Here is a 20,881-nt window from a genome sequence, read left to right as displayed (position 1 = left end):
CGTCTGAAATTAATTTTCAGACGGGATTTTTTTGTATTATTTTTTAGAATGTTTAATTCTCTTTGGTAAGATAAAAGTTAAACCAGTTAACGCTAACAATAATGACCATGTCAATCCTTGAGATGAAGATTGACCAGTTTCTGGAAGAGATGTTGTTTTTTTCATGTCATGCTCTTTTGATTTTTGTTTATCACTATCTTTTACATTATCTTTACTCTCAGTTTTGGTTTCAGTTGTTCCTTTTTTCTTAACATGTTCTTTATCAATATCTTCATCTGTTTTAACACTTTCAGGTATTATTATATCACTGTCTTCATCAACTTTTTGAGTTACTTCATTATCTTCGTTTTTATCGACATCGTGATCTTCGACAATATCTGCAATATCATCAACATTATGATCAGGGATTGTTGTATTATCACTATTTGATTCATTATTATCTACATTTTCATCTGTTTGATTATCAGTGTTGTTATCTTTAACTACATCAGTTATTTGAGTGTTTTCGTTGTTAGTTGTTGTAGTTGGGTCATTTTGATTATTTTCTGCATCAATTATTGAATTGTCTACGTTTGTAAAAGATGTATCTTCAACTGGGACATCTTTATTTATAATTCTTACGTGATATTGACCATCGTAACCGATAGAAGATACTACGACTTTAACTATTGCATTGTAAACTGCTTTATTAGGGTCATAAGGGAAAATTAATGTTCTAGTGTTTTTTTCTTTATCTTTAGAAATAGTTGTCACTCGTTCACCTTCGACAATAAAGTCTTTCCAATAACTATCTTCTTTAGTACGCATAATTACATATTGCTTACCATTTAATGTACCAATTTGGAAAGGATGTTCAACAAATCCATCCATTACTGACTCATTATTTTCTTCACTTTCAAATACAACAAAATTAGCATCATGTACATCCGTTAATTGATCGTTAGTTGGTTTTGCATTTTCAAACTCAACAATTGCTGATTGAACTTGTTGTTTTAAAGCAGCTTTTGTCTTTTCTAATTTGAATTTATATTCTTCTTTATATTTATCAGGTAAAGTTTTTTGTAACTTTTCTAATTCATATACTTGTCTTTCTAGTGTCTTAGCTTTGCGATATGGTGCCAATAATTTATCTACAGTATAAGTTTCATCATCTTTGTAATCATTAGGATTATTAGTTATCGGTTGTTTGAAAACCATTAAAGTATAATCATAATTTTCGACTTTATTTTCACCAAGTTGAATAGATGATACAATTTTAACTTCTTTTGTGCCTACAGAAACTGGGAAACGGATATAAGCATAGTCTTTATCTGAATCATAAGATACGAGCGTAACAGGAAGTTTTTTGTCTCCTTCATAAATTTCAAAGTTTCTCCATGTTTGTGCTGTTTTTAATCCTAATTCAATTTCTGGTTGAGATTTAGTAAATATCACAGTTGCTGGATCTAATGTGCTTGCATAATGATAAAATTGTCTGTCACCGTCTTCTTTTTTCATTTCAAAATCAATAGGTCGTGTAACGGGTGCACTATGATCTTTATCTAATACTGCTGGGTTTTTAATAGCATCTTTTATTGATACATCAGCAGGAGGATAGACTGTATCATTAGCTTGTGACTGATTTTCTTCATTATTACTTTGGTTATTATTTGGTGTTGTATCTGCAGTTTGATTTTGAGTGTCATCATTTTGATTATTATTATCTGTAGTATTTGATTGATTATTATTTGGTGTTGTATCTACAGATTGGTTTTCATTTGGTTGATTTTGACTATTATTAGTTTGATTACTAACGCTTTGATTATTATCAATTGTTGAGTTTACATCGTTATTATTTGATGTTGAATTTACATTATTATCTGAATTGTTGGTAGTGTTTGTTGGTGTTGTGTTATCAGTTGCATTTTCCGAAGCATTATTACTGCTATTATCATTTAAAACGAGTGATGGGTCATTATAAATAGGTCGAGCGAATTCTAATTTTGTATAATCATAATTTGTTTCAGGTTCATTATCAATTTGTGTAGACGATACAATTTTAAGTTCTTGTGTACCATCAGTCACAGGGAAACGAATATATGCATGATCTGTGTCTGGATTATAAGACACTAAGTTAACAGGAAGTTTTGTGTTTCCTTCATAAACTTCAAATTTCTTCCAAGTTGAACCTGTATCAAGGTCAAGTTCAACGTTTGCTTTAGTTTTTGTGTAATAGACATCAGCAGGGTTCTTAATACTAAAATAGTGATAATATTGTGTTTCATTATTTTGATCAAATAGTTGGAAATTGACTGTCTCTCTTGGACCAATGTCATGAGGTTGGTTTTCAACTGCAGGGTTTTTAATAGCATCTTTTATAGACTGATCCGCTGCAGGGTAGGCAGTAGGCTGATTCGTTGTTTGTGTTTGATTATTATTTTCAACCGGTTGAGTTACAGGTTGAGATTGGTTTGATTGATCAGAATTCGCCGTAGATGCCGATTGATTTTGTACATTATTGTCATTAGAATTTTCGGCAGCCTGGGCTTGTCCATGAGAAGTAAAAATGAATAGTGTACTTACTACTATCGAAGCTACACCAAGTGTAGATTTGCGTATTGAATAAAAAGACCTTAATTTTGGGAAGTTATGCTGTTGATGTTTGTTCATGTTGTAAACAACTCCTATAGTTTTAATACAGATTGATAATCATTATCAATCGTTCACATGTATTGTAACTCAAAGTATAAATATATTGCAATCCATTTTATAAAAAAATAATAAAACCTATACTGAGAGATATCAACTTCTTAATATAGGTTTCATATGATTATTTAGAGTGCTTTCTTCTGAAAACAAACATTGTAATAGATGTGAATAGGGCAATCGTAGCCATAGCTAATTCATTAAAGTAACTATGTGAAGCTACTTTACCTGTATCAGGTAATTCTTTTGATTTGTTGTCGTCGCTATTTTGTGAGTTTTTAGCATCTTTATCCCCGTTATTTTGATTAGATTTGCTATCTTTACCTTCATCTTCTTTTTTGCCTGTTTTGCCACCTTTACCATCTTTACCATCTTTACCGACATTGTCACCAGTGTTTGTATTAGTTCCATTATTATTATTGCCCCCAGCAGCTGGAGTAGTTGGTACATTATTGTTGTCCCCAGCAGCTGGAGTAGTAGGTGCATTGTTGTTATCTCCAGTGTTTGGAGTAGTAGGTGCATTGTTGTTATCTCCAGTAGCTGGAGTAGTAGGTGCATTGTTGTTGTCTCCAGTATTTGGAGTAGTAGATGCATTGTTGTTGTCCCCAGAAGCTGGAGTAGTAGGTACATTGTTGTTATCTCCAGTACTTGGAGCAGTAGCACCGTTGTTATTGTCTCCAGTAGCTGGAGTAGTTACTACATCATTGTTAGGTTGAGATGCTGTATTATTATCACTATTAGTATTAATTTCGCCTAATGTTGGAATAGGTTTCGCAAATTCCAAATGCGTTGTATAAGTATGATCATACTTTAAGTTTGGAATAACGATATGTATTCTTGATGTGATATTTGTATATCCTGGTTCTACTGAAATATCTAACGTTTTTGTATCATTTGCTGTGTCATCATTAACAACATTAGTAGTTAATTCTTGATTGTTTTTATCGAAAAATTTATATTCTTTCCACCATGAAGCATTTGTTAATGTAGCTTGGAAATAATATTGATTATCTTTTTTAATTACTTTACCAGGATGCTTCATATATTCATCCATGTGTGACACTTCATTTGAACCATCTCTTTGAACTTGGAAATTCAATTCTTCAGATACAGTATTATTTTGTGATGAAGAAGGTGATACTGCTGTATTTTGATTATTATTTTGATTTGTTTCAGCAGCCTGCGCATGATTTTCTCCATTACTTGCATAAAGTAATACACTTAATAAAAGAGTTGCACTTCCAATTGTAAATCTTCTTAATGATGCATGATTATTCTCCTTATAAAACTTAGGATTTAGATAATGTTTGTTCATGATGTTTTCCTCCTAAAAATGATTGTGCTATGTCATTAAAAGTGATTAACCAATTTAATTGAAAATGGTTATCAATAATAGTACCACAAGTATATCGTTATAACAATAATATAATTTTATTATAAAATAAATATTGACTTTGATAATAGTTATCATTTATTATTTTTGTAAAGACGTAATATTCGTCTTAAATGGGAGGTATATATTTTGAAAAAATTACATAAAATTTTTAGTGTAGCCGTATTGTCTTTTATATTGTTTTTTGCGACAACTGTTAATAATGCTTTTGCTGAAGATAGCGGAACGTTCAATTATGAAATCTTAAAATATAATACTAACGATACATCTATTGCCAATGATTATTTTAATAAACCAGCTAAATATGTTAAAAAGAACGGTAAGTTATATGTTCAAATTACTGTTAACCACAGTCATTGGATTACAGGTATGAGTATCGAAGGCCATAAATAAAAAATTATTAATAAAAATGCTGCGAAAGATGAACGTACTTCTGAATTTGAAGTAAGTAAAGTGAGCGGTAAAGTCCAAGGTAAAATTGATGTATATATTAATGAAAAAGTAAATGGCAAACCTTTCTTATATGATCACCATTACAATATTACTTATAAATTTAATGGACCATCTAATGTAGTTGGTAATGGTAGTAGCAGTGCAAGTACTACTGGTAATGATACTACAGGGGGTACTACAAACACTGGTACTGGTGGTGTAGAAAACCCACAAACTAGTGCTGGTATTCCAGGATATATTTATATCGTTCCTGCAGTTGCATTGATGTCATTCGTTTTCATTACATTTTATGCTAAAAAGGTTAACAAAGGTAATGTGAAATAATGAATGTATCATTACAAACTAGCTTTAAAACGTTAATCATTTATTGTTGTGTATCGACATTTATGATTTTAAATAATAAAGATGCATTATTATTGGCTGATGAGATGAATAGTCCATCAGCCAATTCTTATAATACACAGCAAGATAACCCTCAGAAATTAGATGAAGCTATTTTTAAAGAATTACCTAAAAAGACTAATAATATCTATCTAGATGTAAGAGATAAAGATGATAAAAAAGTAGAAGTATTTGATGAAAAAGGTCGACTTATTTTTAATAGTAAAAATCAAGTTTACCTAGAAATCAAATTATCTCCACATACTAAGATTGAAAATTATCAATTTTTGACATCCAATTCTCAGCCATTACCATTTGTAACTAAAAGTAATGATAATACAACAACGATAAGAATATTATTAAAGCAAAATATACAAACCTTGGAAATGCGTTATAAACAAAATCTCCATGATAAGGAAGACAGTGTACTATTCATTCATTTAAAACAAAATAAAGATGATAAAGAAGACAAAAAAGATAAAAATCAGAATCAAATAATAGTTCAACAAAATAAGAATAATAATCAACAAACACGAACTACAGATAAAGATATATCTAAAAATAAAAAGACTGGTCAAAATAAACCAAAAGAATATAAGAATAGTACTCAAGAACAAAAAAACAAATCAACTACAACAAATATAAATGTGACTAAAAATAGTAACAGCAGTCATACTCAATCGTCTGAAAATTCAAATAATAATGATCAAAGTTTGAAAAATAATGTTGATTCACAATCAACTAAAATTCAAAGTACTAGGGACAATATTAAAAAGGAAAAAGATAAAACATTACCATCATTCAATAGAGATGATGATGTAAAGAAACATAAACCAAATAATAAAAAATATGAAAATAATCAAAAAGCAAAAAGTCATAAAAAAGAATATGCGATATTGGGCGTAGCTATAGTATTAGCAATGTTACTCCTAGTTGTATCTCATTTATTAATGAGAAAGCGAGGTAAAAAAGATTGAAACATGTAAAAACAATAATTTTAGGAATTATATGTGCTATTTTATTAGTCGCTTGTGAATCATCGTCGAAACCAAAAAAAGAAGAAAAAGCTGAAAAATATAGAATAGTACCTACCACTGTTGCATTGACAATGACACTAGACAAACTGGATTTACCAATCGTTGGAAAACCAACATCTTATAAAACATTACCGGCACGATATAAAGATGTTCCCGAAGTGGGACAACCTATGCAACCTAGTGTAGAAGCAGTTAAAAAATTAAATCCAACTCACGTATTAAGTGTGTCTACAATCAAAGATGAAATGAAACCTTTTTATAAACAGCTTAATATGAAAGGTTACTATTATGACTACGATAGTTTGCAAGGTATGGAAAATTCAATTACAGAATTAGGTAAACAGTTTAATAGAACTGAAAAAGCAAAAGAATTAAATGATCACTTAAATAAAGTGAAAAAGGAAATTGAAGACAAAGCTGCTAAACAACGTAAACATCCTAAAGTACTAATACTTATGGGTGTGCCAGGAAGTTATTTAGTTGCGACTGATAAATCTTATATTGGCGACTTAGTGAAAATTGCTGGTGGAGAAAATGTAATTAAAGTAAAAGATAGACAGTATATTTCGTCAAATACTGAAAACTTACTCAATGTAGACCCTGATATCATTTTACGTTTACCACATGGCATGCCAGATGAAGTGAAAAAAATGTTTAAAAAAGAATTTAAACAAAATGATATTTGGAAGCATTTTAAAGCTGTTAAAAATAATAAAGTTTATGATTTAGAAGAAATTCCATTTGGAATTACAGCGAATGTTGATGCTGACGAAGCAATGAAACAGTTATATGACTTATTTTATAACAATAAAAAGTAATGGAATGATTGTATGATAAAGAACCATAAGAAGTTATTTTTAATAATATTTATACTATTAACTGTTTTAACAGCATATTTATCATTTGTTACTGGTACTTTAAAAATTACATTTAATGATTGGATAGATAAATTATCAACTGGTGAAAATAATGCGGTGGATGCGATATTAGATTTGAGATTACCTAGAATATTAATAGCAATGATAGTAGGGGCTATGTTGGCAGTATCAGGAGCACTTTTACAAGCGTCTCTTCAAAATCCATTAGCTGAAGCGAACTTAATAGGCGTTTCGACTGGCGCTTTAATTATGAGAACACTATGTATGATGTATATTCCTCAACTATATAATTATTTACCCTTTTTAGTTTTTATCGGAGGATTGATTCCATTTATAATCATTATATTTTTACACACTAAATATCAGTTGAATGCGGTAAGTATGATTTTAGTAGGTGTAGCATTATTTGTGTTATTAAATGGTGTATATGACATCTTAAGTCAAAATCCATTACTGAAAATGTCTCAAGGTTTAACTATGAAAACATGGAAAGATGTATATATTATAGCGATTTCTGCAATGATAGGATTAAGTTTAAGTATTTTACTATCTCCTAAGTTGAATTTATTAAATTTAGACGATATGCAAGCTAAGAGTATTGGTTTTCAAATAGATACGTATAGATGGATAATTGGCTTATTAGCAGTATTTTTAGCAAGTGCAACAGTTGCGATAGTAGGTCAAATGGCCTTTTTAGGGATTATTGTACCTCATATAGTAAGAAAAATAGTAGGTGTTAATTATAAAGCAGTTATACCATTTTCAATAGTCATAGGAGCTTGGTTCTTACTTTTAGCTGATTTAGCAGGACGTACAATACATCCACCATTAGAAATACCTGCCAATGCTATTTTAATGATTGTAGGTGGACCTACATTGATTTATTTATTATGTAAGGGTAAACGTCAACGTATTTATAAATCTATGTAAGGCTTAACTAATGAAGAATAAAGGATTATCACATTATATGAAACACATAATAAGAATAATACAAATTATTTTAATCGTTGTTATTGTCGTTTTTACTTATCAAATAATTAAAATTTATGTTCAAGATAAAGATGAACAAGAAAGTTATGCCAAAATACAAAAGAAATTTAAAACACTATCAAATGAACATCAATCATCAGTAAGACCACAATTTGAATCCTTAGAAAAAATTAATAAAGACATCGTTGGTTGGATTCAATTAGAGGGAACATCGCTCAATTATCCTATTTTACAAGGTAAAACAAATCATGAATATTTAAATTTAGATTTTGAAAGAGAACAACGTCGTAAAGGAAGTATTTTTATGGATTATCGAAATTCATTGAACCCTTTAGATAAAAATACGGTGATATATGGTCATCATATTGGTGATCAAACTATGTTTGATGTACTTGATGATTATTTAAAACAATCATTTTATGACAAACACAAATCAATCCACTTTGATACTAAATATGGTAAATATCAATTACAAATTTTTAGTGCATTTAAAACAACAAGTAATGACAATTATATCCAAACGACTTTTGATAATGATGAACAGTTTAAAGCATTTTTACTCAAAACAAAGAAGCGTTCGTTGATTAAAACGAATGTAGATGTCAATGAAGGAGATAAAATTGTGACATTATCGACTTGTGAAGATGCATTTAGACAAACAGCAGGCAGAATAGCAGTTGTTGCCAAATTAACTAAAATTAACTAAAAGGATGAAGACAATCATGAGATTTATGGCTGAAAACAAATTAACGCTAAACAAAGGGACAGCAACAGAAATTGTTGAAAGATTTTATACTAGACATGGTATTGAGACATTAGACGGGTTTGAAGGTATGTTTGTTACTCGTACATTAGAAAAAGAGGATTATGATGAAGTTAAAATTTTAACTTTATGGAAAGATAAACAAGCTTTTACAGACTGGTTGAAATCAGATGTATTTAAAAAAGCACATCAATATGTTCGCAGTCAATCTGATGATAAAAGTAGTCCGATTATTAAAAATAGCGTTCATACATATGATATTGGCTATCATTATTTGAAATAACCATTCGTTTAACGAGCAATTAGCTTCCGATTAAATATCAATAAATTTAGTCGGAAGTTTTTTTATTTTAATATTATGAAGGTGTTTCTTAGTAGAACAACTTAGCTAAAACTAATACGTAAGTATCACTTAACTATTAAAATAGTAGTGATACTTTATTTTCAATTTATAACTTAATCATATACAATTAAGGATAATTAGAAATTATCATATTGGAGATTAATTATATGGAACAAATTACGTCGGCTCAAAATAGTAAAATTAAAAATGCGAATAAACTTAAGAAAAAGAAAGATAGAGATAAAACAGGTTTAGCACTTATCGAAGGTATACATTTAATAGATGAAGCATATCAAAGTGGTTTAGACATTGAACAATTATTTGTTGTTGATCCTAGTAGAACAGATGAACAATTAATTGAGTATGCTAATGAAACATTTGAAATTAATTTAAAAGTTGCAGAAGCGTTGTCTGGAACTGTGACACCTCAAGGCTTTTTCGCAGTGATAAAAAAACCAGAATATGATATATCAACTGCGAAACAAGTATTATTAATTGATAGAATACAAGACCCAGGTAATTTAGGAACGTTAATCCGCACTGCAGATGCAGCAGGTATTGATCTAATAGTAATGGAAAAAGGCACTGCAGATCCATATCAAGATAAAGTATTACGTGCGAGTCAAGGTAGTGTATTTCATATTCCTGTTATGTCAGAATCATTACAGATATTCATCGATACATTTGATGGACCCATTTATGGTACAGCATTAGATGAAGCTGTAAGCTTTAAAGAAATTGAAGCACAAGACACATTTGCACTTATTTTGGGTAACGAAGGTGAAGGTGTAAATGAAACACTATTAAATAGTACAACTCAAAATTTAACTATTCCTATTTATGGAAAAGCTGAAAGTTTAAATGTTGCAATTGCTGGTAGTATCTTACTTTACCAATTAAAAGGATAAAATATTTGTCTACATTTAGGTGACTTTAAAATTTATAAATGATATTCAAAACGGTTATTGCCGGTTGACCCTATATCAATCAATCGTCTATAATAAATAATGAATTCATAAATAATCAATGATATGGTCTACAAGAGAATTAATAGCCTATAAAAAGACGTAAACTAACATGTGAAATTGTTTAAGGGAGAATAACCATGACTGAAAGTTATTCCAATTTTGATTAGTTTTTTTCATCTTTTTGGCTACTTAAAGAGATTTAAGTCGGAGTACGTCTTCGTTAACAACGTATACAAGTGTATGCATAGGCATAAATTTGGGTGGTACCACGGAAGGCTTTCGTCCCAGTTAGAGGGGTGAAAGTCTTTTTTGTTTAAAAAATAAATAAATAATTGATTGATTAATATATTGTTGATGGGATAAAAGGAGGAAAAACGTATGACTCAAAATGATCATATGGGTGAATTAAAGCAACAAGCATTGGTTGATATAAATGCTGCAAATGATGAAAGAGCTTTACAAGATGTGAAAGTTAAATATTTAGGTAAAAAGGGTTCGGTAAGTGCATTAATGAAAAATATGAAAGACTTACCAAATGAAGAAAAACCAGCTTATGGACAAAAAGTCAATGAGCTAAGACAAACAATTCAACAAGAACTAGACGAAAGACAAACGATTTTAGCTAATGAAAAGTTAAATCAACAATTAGCAGAAGAAACAATCGATGTTACTTTACCAAGTCGTCAAATTGAAATAGGTTCTAAACATCCATTAACTCGAACTATTGAAGAAATTGAAGATTTATTCTTAGGATTAGGTTATGAAATTGTAGATGGATTTGAAGTAGAACAAGATCATTATAATTTTGAAGCTTTAAACTTACCTAAATCTCATCCAGCACGTGATATGCAAGATAGTTTCTATATTACTGAAGAAATTTTAATGAGAACGCATACGTCACCAGTGCAAGCAAGAACAATGGAACAACGAAATGGTCAAGGTCCAGTTAAAATAATATGCCCTGGTAAAGTTTATCGTCGTGATTCAGATGATGCCACACACAGCCACCAATTTACTCAAATTGAAGGATTAGTAGTAGATAAAAATATTAAAATGAGTGACTTAAAAGGGACATTAGAATTATTAGCGAAAGAATTATTTGGTGCTGATAGAGAAATTCGATTACGACCAAGTTATTTCCCATTTACAGAACCATCTGTTGAAGTGGATGTGTCATGTTTCAAATGTAAAGGTCAAGGTTGTAATGTTTGTAAACATACTGGATGGATCGAAATTTTAGGGGCAGGTATGGTACACCCTAACGTTTTAAATATGGCTGGTTTTGATGCAAATGAATATTCTGGGTTTGCCTTTGGTATGGGACCAGACCGTATCGCAATGTTGAAATATGGTATTGAGGATATTCGTCATTTCTATACAAATGATGTACGTTTCTTAGACCAGTTTAAAGCTGTAGAAGATAGAGGTGAGATTTAATGTTAATTTCAAATGAATGGTTAAAAGATTATGTAGACGTGAATCAAAATGTTCAAGATTTAGCAGAAAAAATAACACGCACTGGTATCGAAGTTGACGATATTATTGATTATACAAAAGACATTAAAAACTTAGTAGTAGGTTATGTCGTATCTAAAACGTCTCATCCAGATGCAGATAAATTAAATATATGCCAAGTAGACATTGGTGAGGAAGAGCCTGTACAAATCGTTTGTGGTGCACCTAATGTTGATGAAGGACAATATGTCATTGTTGCTAAAGTAGGTGGACGTTTACCAGGTGGTATTAAAATTAAGCGTGCCAAGTTACGCGGGGAGCGTTCTGAAGGCATGATTTGTTCATTACAAGAAATAGGTATCTCAAGTAATGTTGTACCAAAAGCATTTGAAAATGGCATTTTCGTATTTTCTACAGAGGTAACACCCGGTACAGATGCATTAGATGCATTGTATTTAAATGACCAAATTATGGAATTTGATTTAACTCCAAATCGTGCAGACGCATTAAGTATGGTAGGTACTGCATATGAAGTAGCAGCGTTATATCAAACTCAAATGACTAAACCACAAACTGCTAGTAATGAGTTAAATGAATCCGCTACAGATGAATTATCTGTTACCGTTAAAAATGAAAATAAAGTACCTTATTATAGCGCGAGAATAGTTAAAAATGTCACTATTGGTCAATCACCAATATGGATGCAATCACGTTTAATGAAAGCGGGAATTAGACCAATTAATAACGTCGTTGATATTTCAAACTATGTTCTATTAGAATATGGACAACCTTTACATATGTTTGACCAAGATCAAATTGGTTCTAATCATATTGAAGTTCGTCAAGCACGAGAAAATGAAACAATGACGACATTAGACGATCAAGAAAGAACGCTACTTGAATCAGATATTGTCATCACTAATGGACAAACACCAATTGCATTAGGTGGCGTGATGGGCGGAGATTTTTCAGAAGTGAGTGATCGAACAACTAATGTTGTTATAGAAGGCGCTATTTTTGATTCTGCTTCTATTCGTCATACATCAAGACGCTTAAATTTACGAAGTGAAGCTTCTAGTCGATTTGAAAAGGGTATTGCGACAGAATTTGTCAATGAAGCTGTTGACCGTGCATGTTATTTATTAGAAATGTATGCTTCTGGTAGCGTCCTTAAAGATAGAGTGTCTGCAGGCGATTTAGGTGAATTCATAACACCAATTCACATTACAACTGACAAAATCAATGAAACAGTCGGATTTAATTTATCTGCAGATGAAATTACAAAGAATTTCGAACAATTAGGTTTTGAAACAGAAGTGAATCATAATGAACTTACGGTATTCGTACCATCTCGTCGTAAAGACATTTCTATTAAAGAAGACTTGATTGAAGAAGTTGCACGTATATACGGCTATGATGAGATACCATCAACTTTACCAGTGTTTGAAGAAGTGACTAGTGGTACTTTAACTGACCGTCAACGTAAAACACGAATAGTGAAAGAAACAATAGAAGGTGCAGGTTTAAACCAAGCTATCACATATTCACTTGTATCTAAAGAACATGCTAAAGACTTTGCATTACAAGATAGATCAACAATTGAACTACTTATGCCAATGAGTGAAGCACATTCAACATTGCGTCAAAGTTTACTACCACATTTAATTGAGGCAACAACGTATAATGTTGCACGTAAAAATAAAGATGTGAAATTATATGAAATTGGACGTGTATTCTTCGGCAATGGTGAAGGTGAATTACCTGAAGAAGTTGAATATTTAAGTGGTATTATGACAGGTGATTATGTTGTAAATCAATGGCAAGGTAAAAAAGAAGAAGTCGACTTTTATCTAACTAAAGGTGTTATTGAACGAGTTGCTGAAAAACTTAATTTAACATTAGATTATCGTGCAGCTAAAATTGAAGGTTTACATCCAGGTAGAACTGCAATTGTCTCTTTAAATGGCAAAGATATTGGTTTTATCGGTGAATTACATCCTTCTGTAGCGGCTGATAATGACTTAAAACGCACATATGTGTTTGAATTAAACTACGAAGAAATGATGAAAGTTTCTGTTGGTTATATCAATTATCAACCAATTCCAAAATATCCAGGTGTTTCACGTGATATTGCATTAGAGGTAAATCACGATGTACCAGCATATGAACTTATCTCAACAATTCATGATAATGGTGCTGATATTCTTCAAGATACACAAGTATTTGATGTATATGAAGGTGAACATTTAGAAGAAGGTAAAAAATCAGTAGCAATCAGATTAAATTATTTAGATACTGAAAATACTTTAACTGATGAGCGTGTATCAAAAGTACATGATCAAATTATCGAAGCATTGAAAGAAAAAGGCGCAACAATAAGATAATAAAGTAAGTAAAAGGCAAGTATCATTCCTTAAAGGTTGATACTTGCCATATTTATAGACAAATCTATCTTGGCGATAGGTTTGTCTTTTTAAAATCATCTCATTGTTAGATTATTTGAGGAATAATGAGCTGTATTTATGCGCTGACTCCAGAGGTAACAGTATTTGTTGAGACGTTAGAAATTCCCAAAGATTTATCTGTGTAGAATTTCTGACTGAAACTGTACCCTGGGAAAGCATGGGTATAAAAATTGCCAACAAAGTCATGGACTTTACGGACAGTCTAATATAATTACTAATCAATATAAATACTACTTACTTGCATTAGTTTGCATTTATAAATATTTCTTTTTAACTAAAGCCTGAGCTTTGTCTCTGTTCTTGAAATGTTTTTTAGAAATACTGTCCAATTTATCAATACCGTATTTTTCAATTATTTTTGCTGCGAATAAGTCAACTTTATTACTTGCGCCTTTAGGAACTTCCATTTTTAATGATTTAGATATATGATTCATATGTTTTACAAAGGCATATCGAGAGATAATACTGGCAGCCGCTATTGCTAAAGATTTAGATTCGCCCTTTGTTTCGAACTTTGTTAATTTCGGATAAGGCAAATCGGATAAAGCATAACGTTGATATACGCCACGTTCTGCAAATTGGTCAATGACAATATAATTCAAATCATTAGTTTCAATTTTTTGGACAACATTTGCAATAGCTTGATTGTGTAATACAGCTTTCATTTTAACTTGTGACCATCCAGCACGTTGTCGATCATTATATTTAACATTATCAAGTGTAAGTAATGAATGGGGAATAAAGTTAACAAGTTGTTCTGCTATTTCTACTATTTTAGTGTCGGTTAATTTTTTAGAATCATCAACACCTAATTCTTTTAAAATTTTCACATGCTCTTTTGTAACATATGCGGCACATACTGTTAGTGGGCCAAAATAATCACCACTGCCAGCTTCATCGCTACCTATACAATTATATTGATTGTATTTAATATAAGATGCCTGTGTCTTAGAAGATTTGGAAGTATTTAAACTAGTAGTGTTACTTTGTTTTTCAGGTAGCAATTGTTGCGCTACGGTTTCGGCATTATTACCTTGGAACATGACTTTTCCAGAATTATATATATTGATAACAGCACCATTATGTTTCGTGCGAGCTTTCATACCTTGTGGCAACTGTAAAGTATCAAATTTTATTTTAGACATTAAAGTATTGATTTCATTTGTTGTTAATTTATGGACTATATTAGCCATACTTTGTTAAACCTCTCTTTATTCATACTATTATGGTACATTAATCAAATCATATCATAACATTATCTTTTATATCATAAGTGAAAATCAAAAGAGATTAGATACTTAAATTACATTTGAAGTCTTTGAGTATGGATTTTTCTAAAATATATAATACTAAAAATTAAAAAGGTAGGCGTAATTTTCTAAAGAAAAAGATTGACTTTATTAAACCACATACTTACAAAATAATTATGACTCATGTATAATGTTTAATGATAAGTAAAAAGAATAAAACCAAAAATTAATATTATGTACAAATAATATAGAAACATGATTTTGGTTAAATTAAATAGAGATACGGAATAATTTAATTAAAAGTCAGGAGATATAATTATGGGTGATTTTAAGAATAGAATAAATGTAACAATTAATGACCAACACTTTACAATAATTGGTGATGATAGCCCAGAGCATATACGACATGTTGCTCATTTAGTAGATGAGACAATGAGAGAATTAGGGCAAAAATCAGCTGGACTAGACACAACAAGGAAAGCTATTTTAACAGCCGTCAATATTATGCATGAAAAAGTAAGCTTAGAGGAAGAAAACCGTCGATTACAACAAGAACTTAATCAATTAAAACAACGAGAAGATTAGATGTTATTAGACATTGTTATATTAATCATTTTACTGTATTTTGCAATCGTTGGATTTCGACGAGGATTGTGGCTTACAAGTTTACATTTTATTTCTTCAATAGTGTCGTTATGGATTGCAATGCAATTTTATCGAGACATCGCAAAACGTTTAATCGTGTTTTTACCTTTTCCAAAGACTGTTGCATATGATACCCAATATGCGATATCTTTTGATCACTTACAATATCGTTTTGAATCTATAGTTGCTTTTATTTTAATTGCGCTATGCAGTAAGTTGATTTTATATCTAATCATCGTCACATTTGATAATATAGTTGCATATCAACCTTTAAATATCATTAGCCGTATCTTAGGTATTATATTAAGTTTAATAATGGGTATTATATTTATTCAAATCATGATGTATATTTTAGCTTTATATCCTAATGTAATGATACAAAATTCATTGGGTCATTCATTATTAGCTAAGCATATTCTATTGCACACACCTTATGTTTCACAATTAATTTTAAATTTATAAAAAATGATGTTGAGGTCAGGACAGACAATTTGAAATAGAAATATGTCCTGGTCTTATTTTTATGGAGAGATGTATATGACTAAAAAAGATGTTATTCAATTATTAGAAAAAATAGCTACTTATATGGAGTTAAAAGGAGAAAATACCTTTAAAGTGTCTGCGTATAGAAAAGCAGCTCAAAGTTTAGAAGTAGATGAACGACCACTAGATGAGATTGAGGATGTAACTGAATTAAAAGGTATTGGAAAAGGAGTCGGTGATGTCATTAATGAATATCGACAATCTGGACATTCAACTGCATTAGAAGATTTACAAAAAGAAGTTCCTGAAGGACTAGTACCTTTATTAAAGATACAAGGGTTAGGTAGTAAAAAAATCGCTAAATTATATAAAGAACTTAATATTACTGATAAAGCGTCATTACAAGAAGCATGTGAATCAGGTAAAGTAAGTGAATTAAGTGGTTTTGCTAAAAAGACGGAACAAAATATTCTTGAAGCAGTTAAAGCATTAGGTGCTAAAAAAGAAAGTTATCCAATTGATCAAATGAGAGGACTTAATCACCAAATTATAGATTATATTAGTCAATTAGACGATATCGATCGATACTCTTCAGCGGGAAGTTTTAGAAGATATAAAGAACAAAGTAAAGATTTAGATTTTATTATTAGCACGAATGAACCAGAAAAAGTACAACAACAATTATTAAATATTCCTAATAAAGTTAAAGATGTAGCGATAGGTTCAACTAAAATATCAGTAGAACTAGAATACGATGATGAAACAATTGGCGTAGATTTTAGACTGATTGAACCTGCTGCGTTCTATCACACGTTGCAACATTTCACTGGATCAAAAGATCACAATATTCGCATTAGACAATTAGCCAAAGCTCAAAATGAGAAAGTTAGTGAATATGGTATTGAAAAAGATAATGGGGAAGTATTGCAATTTAATAGCGAAGCGGAAATTTATGGACATTTTGGAGTTTCTTGGATTGAACCTTCAATGCGTGAAGATGGAAGCGAATTTGATAAAGATTTAAGTCAAATTATCCAATTAGATGATATTAACGGTGATCTTCATATGCATACCACGTATAGTGACGGGGCATTTTCAATTAGAGATATGATAGAAGCCAATATCGCTAAGGGATATGAATTTATGGTTATTACTGATCATTCACAAAGTTTAAGAGTGGCAAATGGTTTACAAGTGGAACGTTTGTTACGTCAAAATGAAGAAATTAAACAATTAAATGAAGAATATGATGAAATTGATATTTATTCAGGTATTGAAATGGACATATTACCCGATGGTTCATTAGACTATGATGATGAGATTCTTGCACAATTGGATTATGTCATTGCAGCGATACATCAAAGTTTTAATCAATCTGAAGAAGACATTATGAAACGCTTAGAAAATGCGTGTCGTAATCCATACGTAAGACATATTGCTCATCCAACTGGTAGAATTATTGGCCGTCGTCCTGGATACGAACCAAATATTGAAAAACTAGCTCAACTTGCTGAAGAAACAAATACAATTTTAGAAATTAATGCGAATCCAAAGCGTTTGGATTTAAATGCACAAACAGTACGACAATATCCAAATGTTAAATTAACCATTAATACAGATGCGCATCATACTGATCATTTAGAATTTATGAAATATGGTGTTGCAACAGCGCAAAAAGGATTTGTTACGAAAGATAGAGTAATCAATACAATGTCTAGAGAGGCATTTAAATCGTTTATTAATAACAACATAAAAATGAAGAAATAGAGGGATTGCATGAGACAAAAAACATTAGATGTCTTAGAATTTGATAAAATAAAATCATTTGTATCAAATGAAGCTATCAGTGATTTAGGAAGAGAAAAGGTAGCAGAAATGTCTCCAGCAACAGATTTTGAAACAGTTGAATTTCAAATCAATGAAACTGACGAAATTTCGCAAATATATAATAAACATCGACTTCCAAGTTTGAGTGGTTTATCAAAAGTAGCGCAATATATTCATCGTTCAACTATTGGTGGCGTCTTAAATGTAACTGAATTAACTGCGATTAAACGTTTGATACAAGTTCAAAATCAATTTAAGACATTCTATAATCAATTATTAGAAGAAGATGAAGAGGTTAAATATCCAATTTTAGATAGTAATATGGCACAACTACCAATACTAACTGACCTTTTTAAAGATATTAATGAAAAATGTGACACACATGATTTATTTGATCATGCAAGTTACGAGTTACAAAGTATCCGTAGTAAGATATCAAGTACTAACCAACGTATTAGACAAAATTTAGATAGAGTAGTTAAAAGTCAGGCTAATCAAAAAAAATTGTCTGATGCCATTGTGACAGTAAGAAATGATAGAAATGTTATACCTGTGAAAGCAGAATATAGACAGGACTTTAATGGTATCGTTCATGACCAATCAGCTTCTGGACAAACATTGTATATTGAGCCATCTTCAGTTGTTGAAATGAATAACCAAATTAGCCGATTGCGAAATGATGAAGCAGTTGAACGTGAACGTATTTTAACTGAGTTAACGGGTCAAGTAGCAGCTGAAGCGGATGCTTTGTTAACAGCAGAGTCAATTATGGGTCACCTTGATTTTTTAATTGCAAAAGCGAGATATGCACGTTCTATCAAAGGAACTAAACCAACATTTCATAAAGAGAGAACCGTTTATTTACCCAATGCATACCATCCATTATTAGATCAAAATACAGTTGTAGCTAATACGATTGAATTTATAGATGACATCGAAACAGTCATTATTACTGGTCCGAATACAGGTGGTAAAACAGTAACATTAAAAACATTAGGATTAATTATTGTCATGGCACAATCAGGGATGCTTATTCCTACATTAGATGGTAGCCAATTAAGTGTATTTGAAAACGTGTATTGTGATATAGGTGACGAACAATCAATAGAACAATCATTATCGACATTTTCATCACATATGAAAAATATTGTTGAAATATTAAAAGATGCAGATAAAAATAGCTTAATTCTATTTGATGAATTAGGTGCAGGAACAGATCCTAGTGAAGGTGCAGCACTTGCGATGAGTATACTAGATCATGTAAGAAGTCTAGGAGCTTTAGTTATGGCGACAACTCACTATCCAGAATTAAAAGCTTATAGTTATAACCGTGAAGGCGTGATGAACGCGAGTGTTGAATTTGATGTTGAATCATTAAGTCCAACATATAAATTACTTATGGGTGTGCCTGGACGTTCTAATGCATTTGATATATCTAAGAAATTAGGCTTAAGTCTTCATATTATTAATAGAGCTAAGACAATGATTGGTACTGATGAACAAGAAATAAACAATATGATAGAATCACTTGAGAAAAATTCAAAACGTGTGGATGAACAACGTATTGAATTAGATAGACTAGTCAAGGAAGCACAAACAACACACGACGAACTAGAAAAACAATATCAACAGTATCAAAATTATGAAAAATCATTAATGGATGAAGCGAAAGAAAAAGCGAATCAACGTGTGAAATCTGCAACTAAAGAAGCTGATGCGATTCTTAAAGAATTGAGAGAATTAAGAGATAAAAAAGGTGCAGACGTTAAAGAACATGAACTTATTGATAAGAAAAAACAATTAGATGATCAATATGAAGCGAAATCCATTAAACAACATGTTCAAAAACAAAAGTATGATAAAATTCAAGCTGGCGATGAAGTTAAAGTCTTATCTTATGGACAAAAAGGTGAAGTGCTTGAATTAGTTGGCGATGAAGAAGCGGTTGTTCAAATGGGTATTTTAAAAATGAAACTACCTATTGAAGATTTAGAAAAAATGAAAAAGAAAAAAGAGAAACCAACGAAAATGGTTACCCGTGCGAATAGACAAACTGTAAAAACAGAACTTGATTTAAGAGGTTATCGCTATGAAGATGCACTAATCGAATTAGACCAGTATTTAGATCAAGCAGTATTAAGCAATTTCGAACAGGTTTATATTATTCATGGTAAAGGCACTGGTGCATTACAAAAAGGTGTACAACAACATTTAAAACGACATAAAAGTGTTAAAACATTTAGAGGTGGTATGCCAAGTGAAGGTGGATTTGGTGTTACCGTAGCTTCTTTAAAATAAATCTTCATAATAGATATTTTGTTGAGGCATTAGCCTAAAGTAAGTGGAAAATTGAATGATTTCTTGAGGAAATTTGCCACTTTAAAAAAAGAGCAAGCAGATTGCAATGCATTACCTTATAAATTCTGTTATAATTTGCTCATCATTTAAAAATTAAGGAGGATTGGCAATTATGGCAATCGTAAAAGTAACTGATTCTGATTTCGATAGTAAAATAGAATCTGGAGTTAAATTAGTAGATTTTTGGGCTACTTGGTGTGGACCATGTAAAATGATCGCTCCAGTTTTAGAAGAATTAGCAGGGGACTATGATGGTAAAGCAGACATCTTAAAATTAGATGTAGATGAAAACCCATCAACTGCAGCAAAATACGAAGTAATGAGTATTCCAACTTTAATTGTATTCAAAGATGGACAACCAGTTGATAAAGTAGTAGGTTTCCAACCTAAAGAAAACTTAGCTGAAGTATTAGATAAACACCTATAAGAATATAGACATGAAGACTGGGGCATTTCATAAGAATGCTCCAGCTTTGTTTTGTCTATTCCTATTTAATATTAATATTT

16 protein-coding genes and 1 pseudogene are annotated in these 20,881 nt (G+C 30.9%); 14 read left to right on the top strand and 3 right to left on the bottom strand.

What is annotated here, in order from left to right; all coding sequences use genetic code 11:
• Positions 1 to 36 precede the first annotated feature (36 nt).
• On the bottom strand, positions 37 to 2,649 hold the full coding sequence (locus LFT63_RS03435) for an NEAT domain-containing protein (protein ID WP_340767948.1): 2,613 nt from the start codon (positions 2,647 to 2,649) through the stop codon (positions 37 to 39).
• A 160-nt stretch (positions 2,650 to 2,809) separates the two neighbouring features.
• Positions 2,810 to 4,000 (bottom strand): NEAT domain-containing protein, encoded by a 1,191-nt coding sequence (locus LFT63_RS03430; protein ID WP_208970250.1) that lies wholly within the window; start codon positions 3,998 to 4,000, stop codon positions 2,810 to 2,812.
• Positions 4,001 to 4,207: 207 nt separating this feature from the next.
• On the opposite strand from LFT63_RS03430, the pseudogene isdC reads away from it, so the two are divergent.
• From isdC to pheT, 9 genes and pseudogenes are all read left to right on the top strand, one after another.
• Positions 4,208 to 4,855, top strand: a pseudogene (gene isdC, locus LFT63_RS03425) (heme uptake protein IsdC).
• A complete protein-coding gene (locus LFT63_RS03420; RefSeq protein WP_108000284.1) occupies positions 4,855 to 5,889 on the top strand; it encodes a hypothetical protein in 1,035 nt (344 codons plus the stop codon). The pseudogene isdC and the gene LFT63_RS03420 overlap by 1 nt, the downstream one beginning before the upstream one ends.
• A complete protein-coding gene (gene isdE / locus LFT63_RS03415) occupies positions 5,886 to 6,767 on the top strand; it encodes a heme ABC transporter substrate-binding protein IsdE (RefSeq protein WP_017637652.1) in 882 nt (293 codons plus the stop codon). Before LFT63_RS03420 ends, isdE begins: the two co-directional genes overlap by 4 nt.
• A 12-nt stretch (positions 6,768 to 6,779) precedes the next feature.
• Entirely contained in the window at positions 6,780 to 7,757 is a 978-nt protein-coding gene (isdF, locus tag LFT63_RS03410; protein WP_154827738.1) for a hemin ABC transporter permease protein IsdF, read from the top strand.
• A 37-nt stretch (positions 7,758 to 7,794) separates the two neighbouring features.
• Complete coding sequence (gene srtB / locus LFT63_RS03405; protein ID WP_029055500.1) at positions 7,795 to 8,523, top strand: class B sortase; 729 nt, start codon at positions 7,795 to 7,797, stop codon at positions 8,521 to 8,523.
• A gap of 16 nt (positions 8,524 to 8,539) precedes the next feature.
• A complete protein-coding gene (locus tag LFT63_RS03400) occupies positions 8,540 to 8,863 on the top strand; it encodes an antibiotic biosynthesis monooxygenase (protein WP_340767940.1) in 324 nt (107 codons plus the stop codon).
• Positions 8,864 to 9,090: 227 nt separating this feature from the next.
• Positions 9,091 to 9,831, top strand: coding sequence for a TrmH family RNA methyltransferase (locus LFT63_RS03395; protein WP_029055499.1), 741 nt, complete (start codon positions 9,091 to 9,093; stop codon positions 9,829 to 9,831).
• 438 nt (positions 9,832 to 10,269) lie between these two features.
• Positions 10,270 to 11,328 carry a phenylalanine--tRNA ligase subunit alpha gene (gene pheS / locus LFT63_RS03390; RefSeq protein ID WP_029055498.1) on the top strand — a complete coding sequence of 353 codons (1,059 nt, stop codon included), beginning with the start codon at positions 10,270 to 10,272 and terminating at the stop codon, positions 11,326 to 11,328.
• Positions 11,328 to 13,730 carry a phenylalanine--tRNA ligase subunit beta gene (gene pheT, locus LFT63_RS03385; protein WP_340767936.1) on the top strand — a complete coding sequence of 801 codons (2,403 nt, stop codon included), beginning with the start codon at positions 11,328 to 11,330 and terminating at the stop codon, positions 13,728 to 13,730. Before pheS ends, pheT begins: the two co-directional genes overlap by 1 nt.
• A 335-nt stretch (positions 13,731 to 14,065) precedes the next feature.
• Here the strand turns inward: pheT and rnhC are convergent, their stop codons facing one another.
• Entirely contained in the window at positions 14,066 to 15,004 is a 939-nt protein-coding gene (rnhC, locus tag LFT63_RS03380) for a ribonuclease HIII (RefSeq protein WP_029055496.1), read from the bottom strand.
• Between the two features lie 375 nt (positions 15,005 to 15,379).
• Here rnhC and zapA point away from each other — a divergent pair, with 375 nt between their 5' ends.
• The 5 genes from zapA (at position 15,380) to trxA (ending at position 20,801) form a co-directional block, all read left to right on the top strand.
• Complete coding sequence (zapA, locus tag LFT63_RS03375) at positions 15,380 to 15,646, top strand: cell division protein ZapA (protein ID WP_017637644.1); 267 nt, start codon at positions 15,380 to 15,382, stop codon at positions 15,644 to 15,646.
• Positions 15,647 to 16,168, top strand: coding sequence for a CvpA family protein (locus tag LFT63_RS03370; protein ID WP_017637643.1), 522 nt, complete (start codon positions 15,647 to 15,649; stop codon positions 16,166 to 16,168).
• Between the two features lie 75 nt (positions 16,169 to 16,243).
• Positions 16,244 to 17,956 carry a DNA polymerase/3'-5' exonuclease PolX gene (gene polX / locus LFT63_RS03365; protein WP_029055495.1) on the top strand — a complete coding sequence of 571 codons (1,713 nt, stop codon included), beginning with the start codon at positions 16,244 to 16,246 and terminating at the stop codon, positions 17,954 to 17,956.
• Positions 17,957 to 17,965: 9 nt separating this feature from the next.
• On the top strand, positions 17,966 to 20,314 hold the full coding sequence (locus tag LFT63_RS03360; RefSeq protein WP_029055494.1) for an endonuclease MutS2: 2,349 nt from the start codon (positions 17,966 to 17,968) through the stop codon (positions 20,312 to 20,314).
• A 172-nt stretch (positions 20,315 to 20,486) separates the two neighbouring features.
• The gene (trxA, locus tag LFT63_RS03355) at positions 20,487 to 20,801 is read left to right on the top strand and encodes a thioredoxin (protein WP_017637640.1); all 315 of its coding nucleotides are present in this window, start codon (positions 20,487 to 20,489) and stop codon (positions 20,799 to 20,801) included.
• Positions 20,802 to 20,881 lie beyond the last annotated feature (80 nt).

It is taken from the genome of Staphylococcus sp. FSL H8-0121 (genome assembly GCF_038008425.1).
In the GTDB taxonomy this organism is placed as follows: Bacteria; Bacillota; Bacilli; order Staphylococcales; family Staphylococcaceae; genus Staphylococcus; species Staphylococcus pasteuri.
Note: the sequence above shows the minus strand (reverse complement) of the source record. Positions and strands in the feature narration are given on the sequence as shown.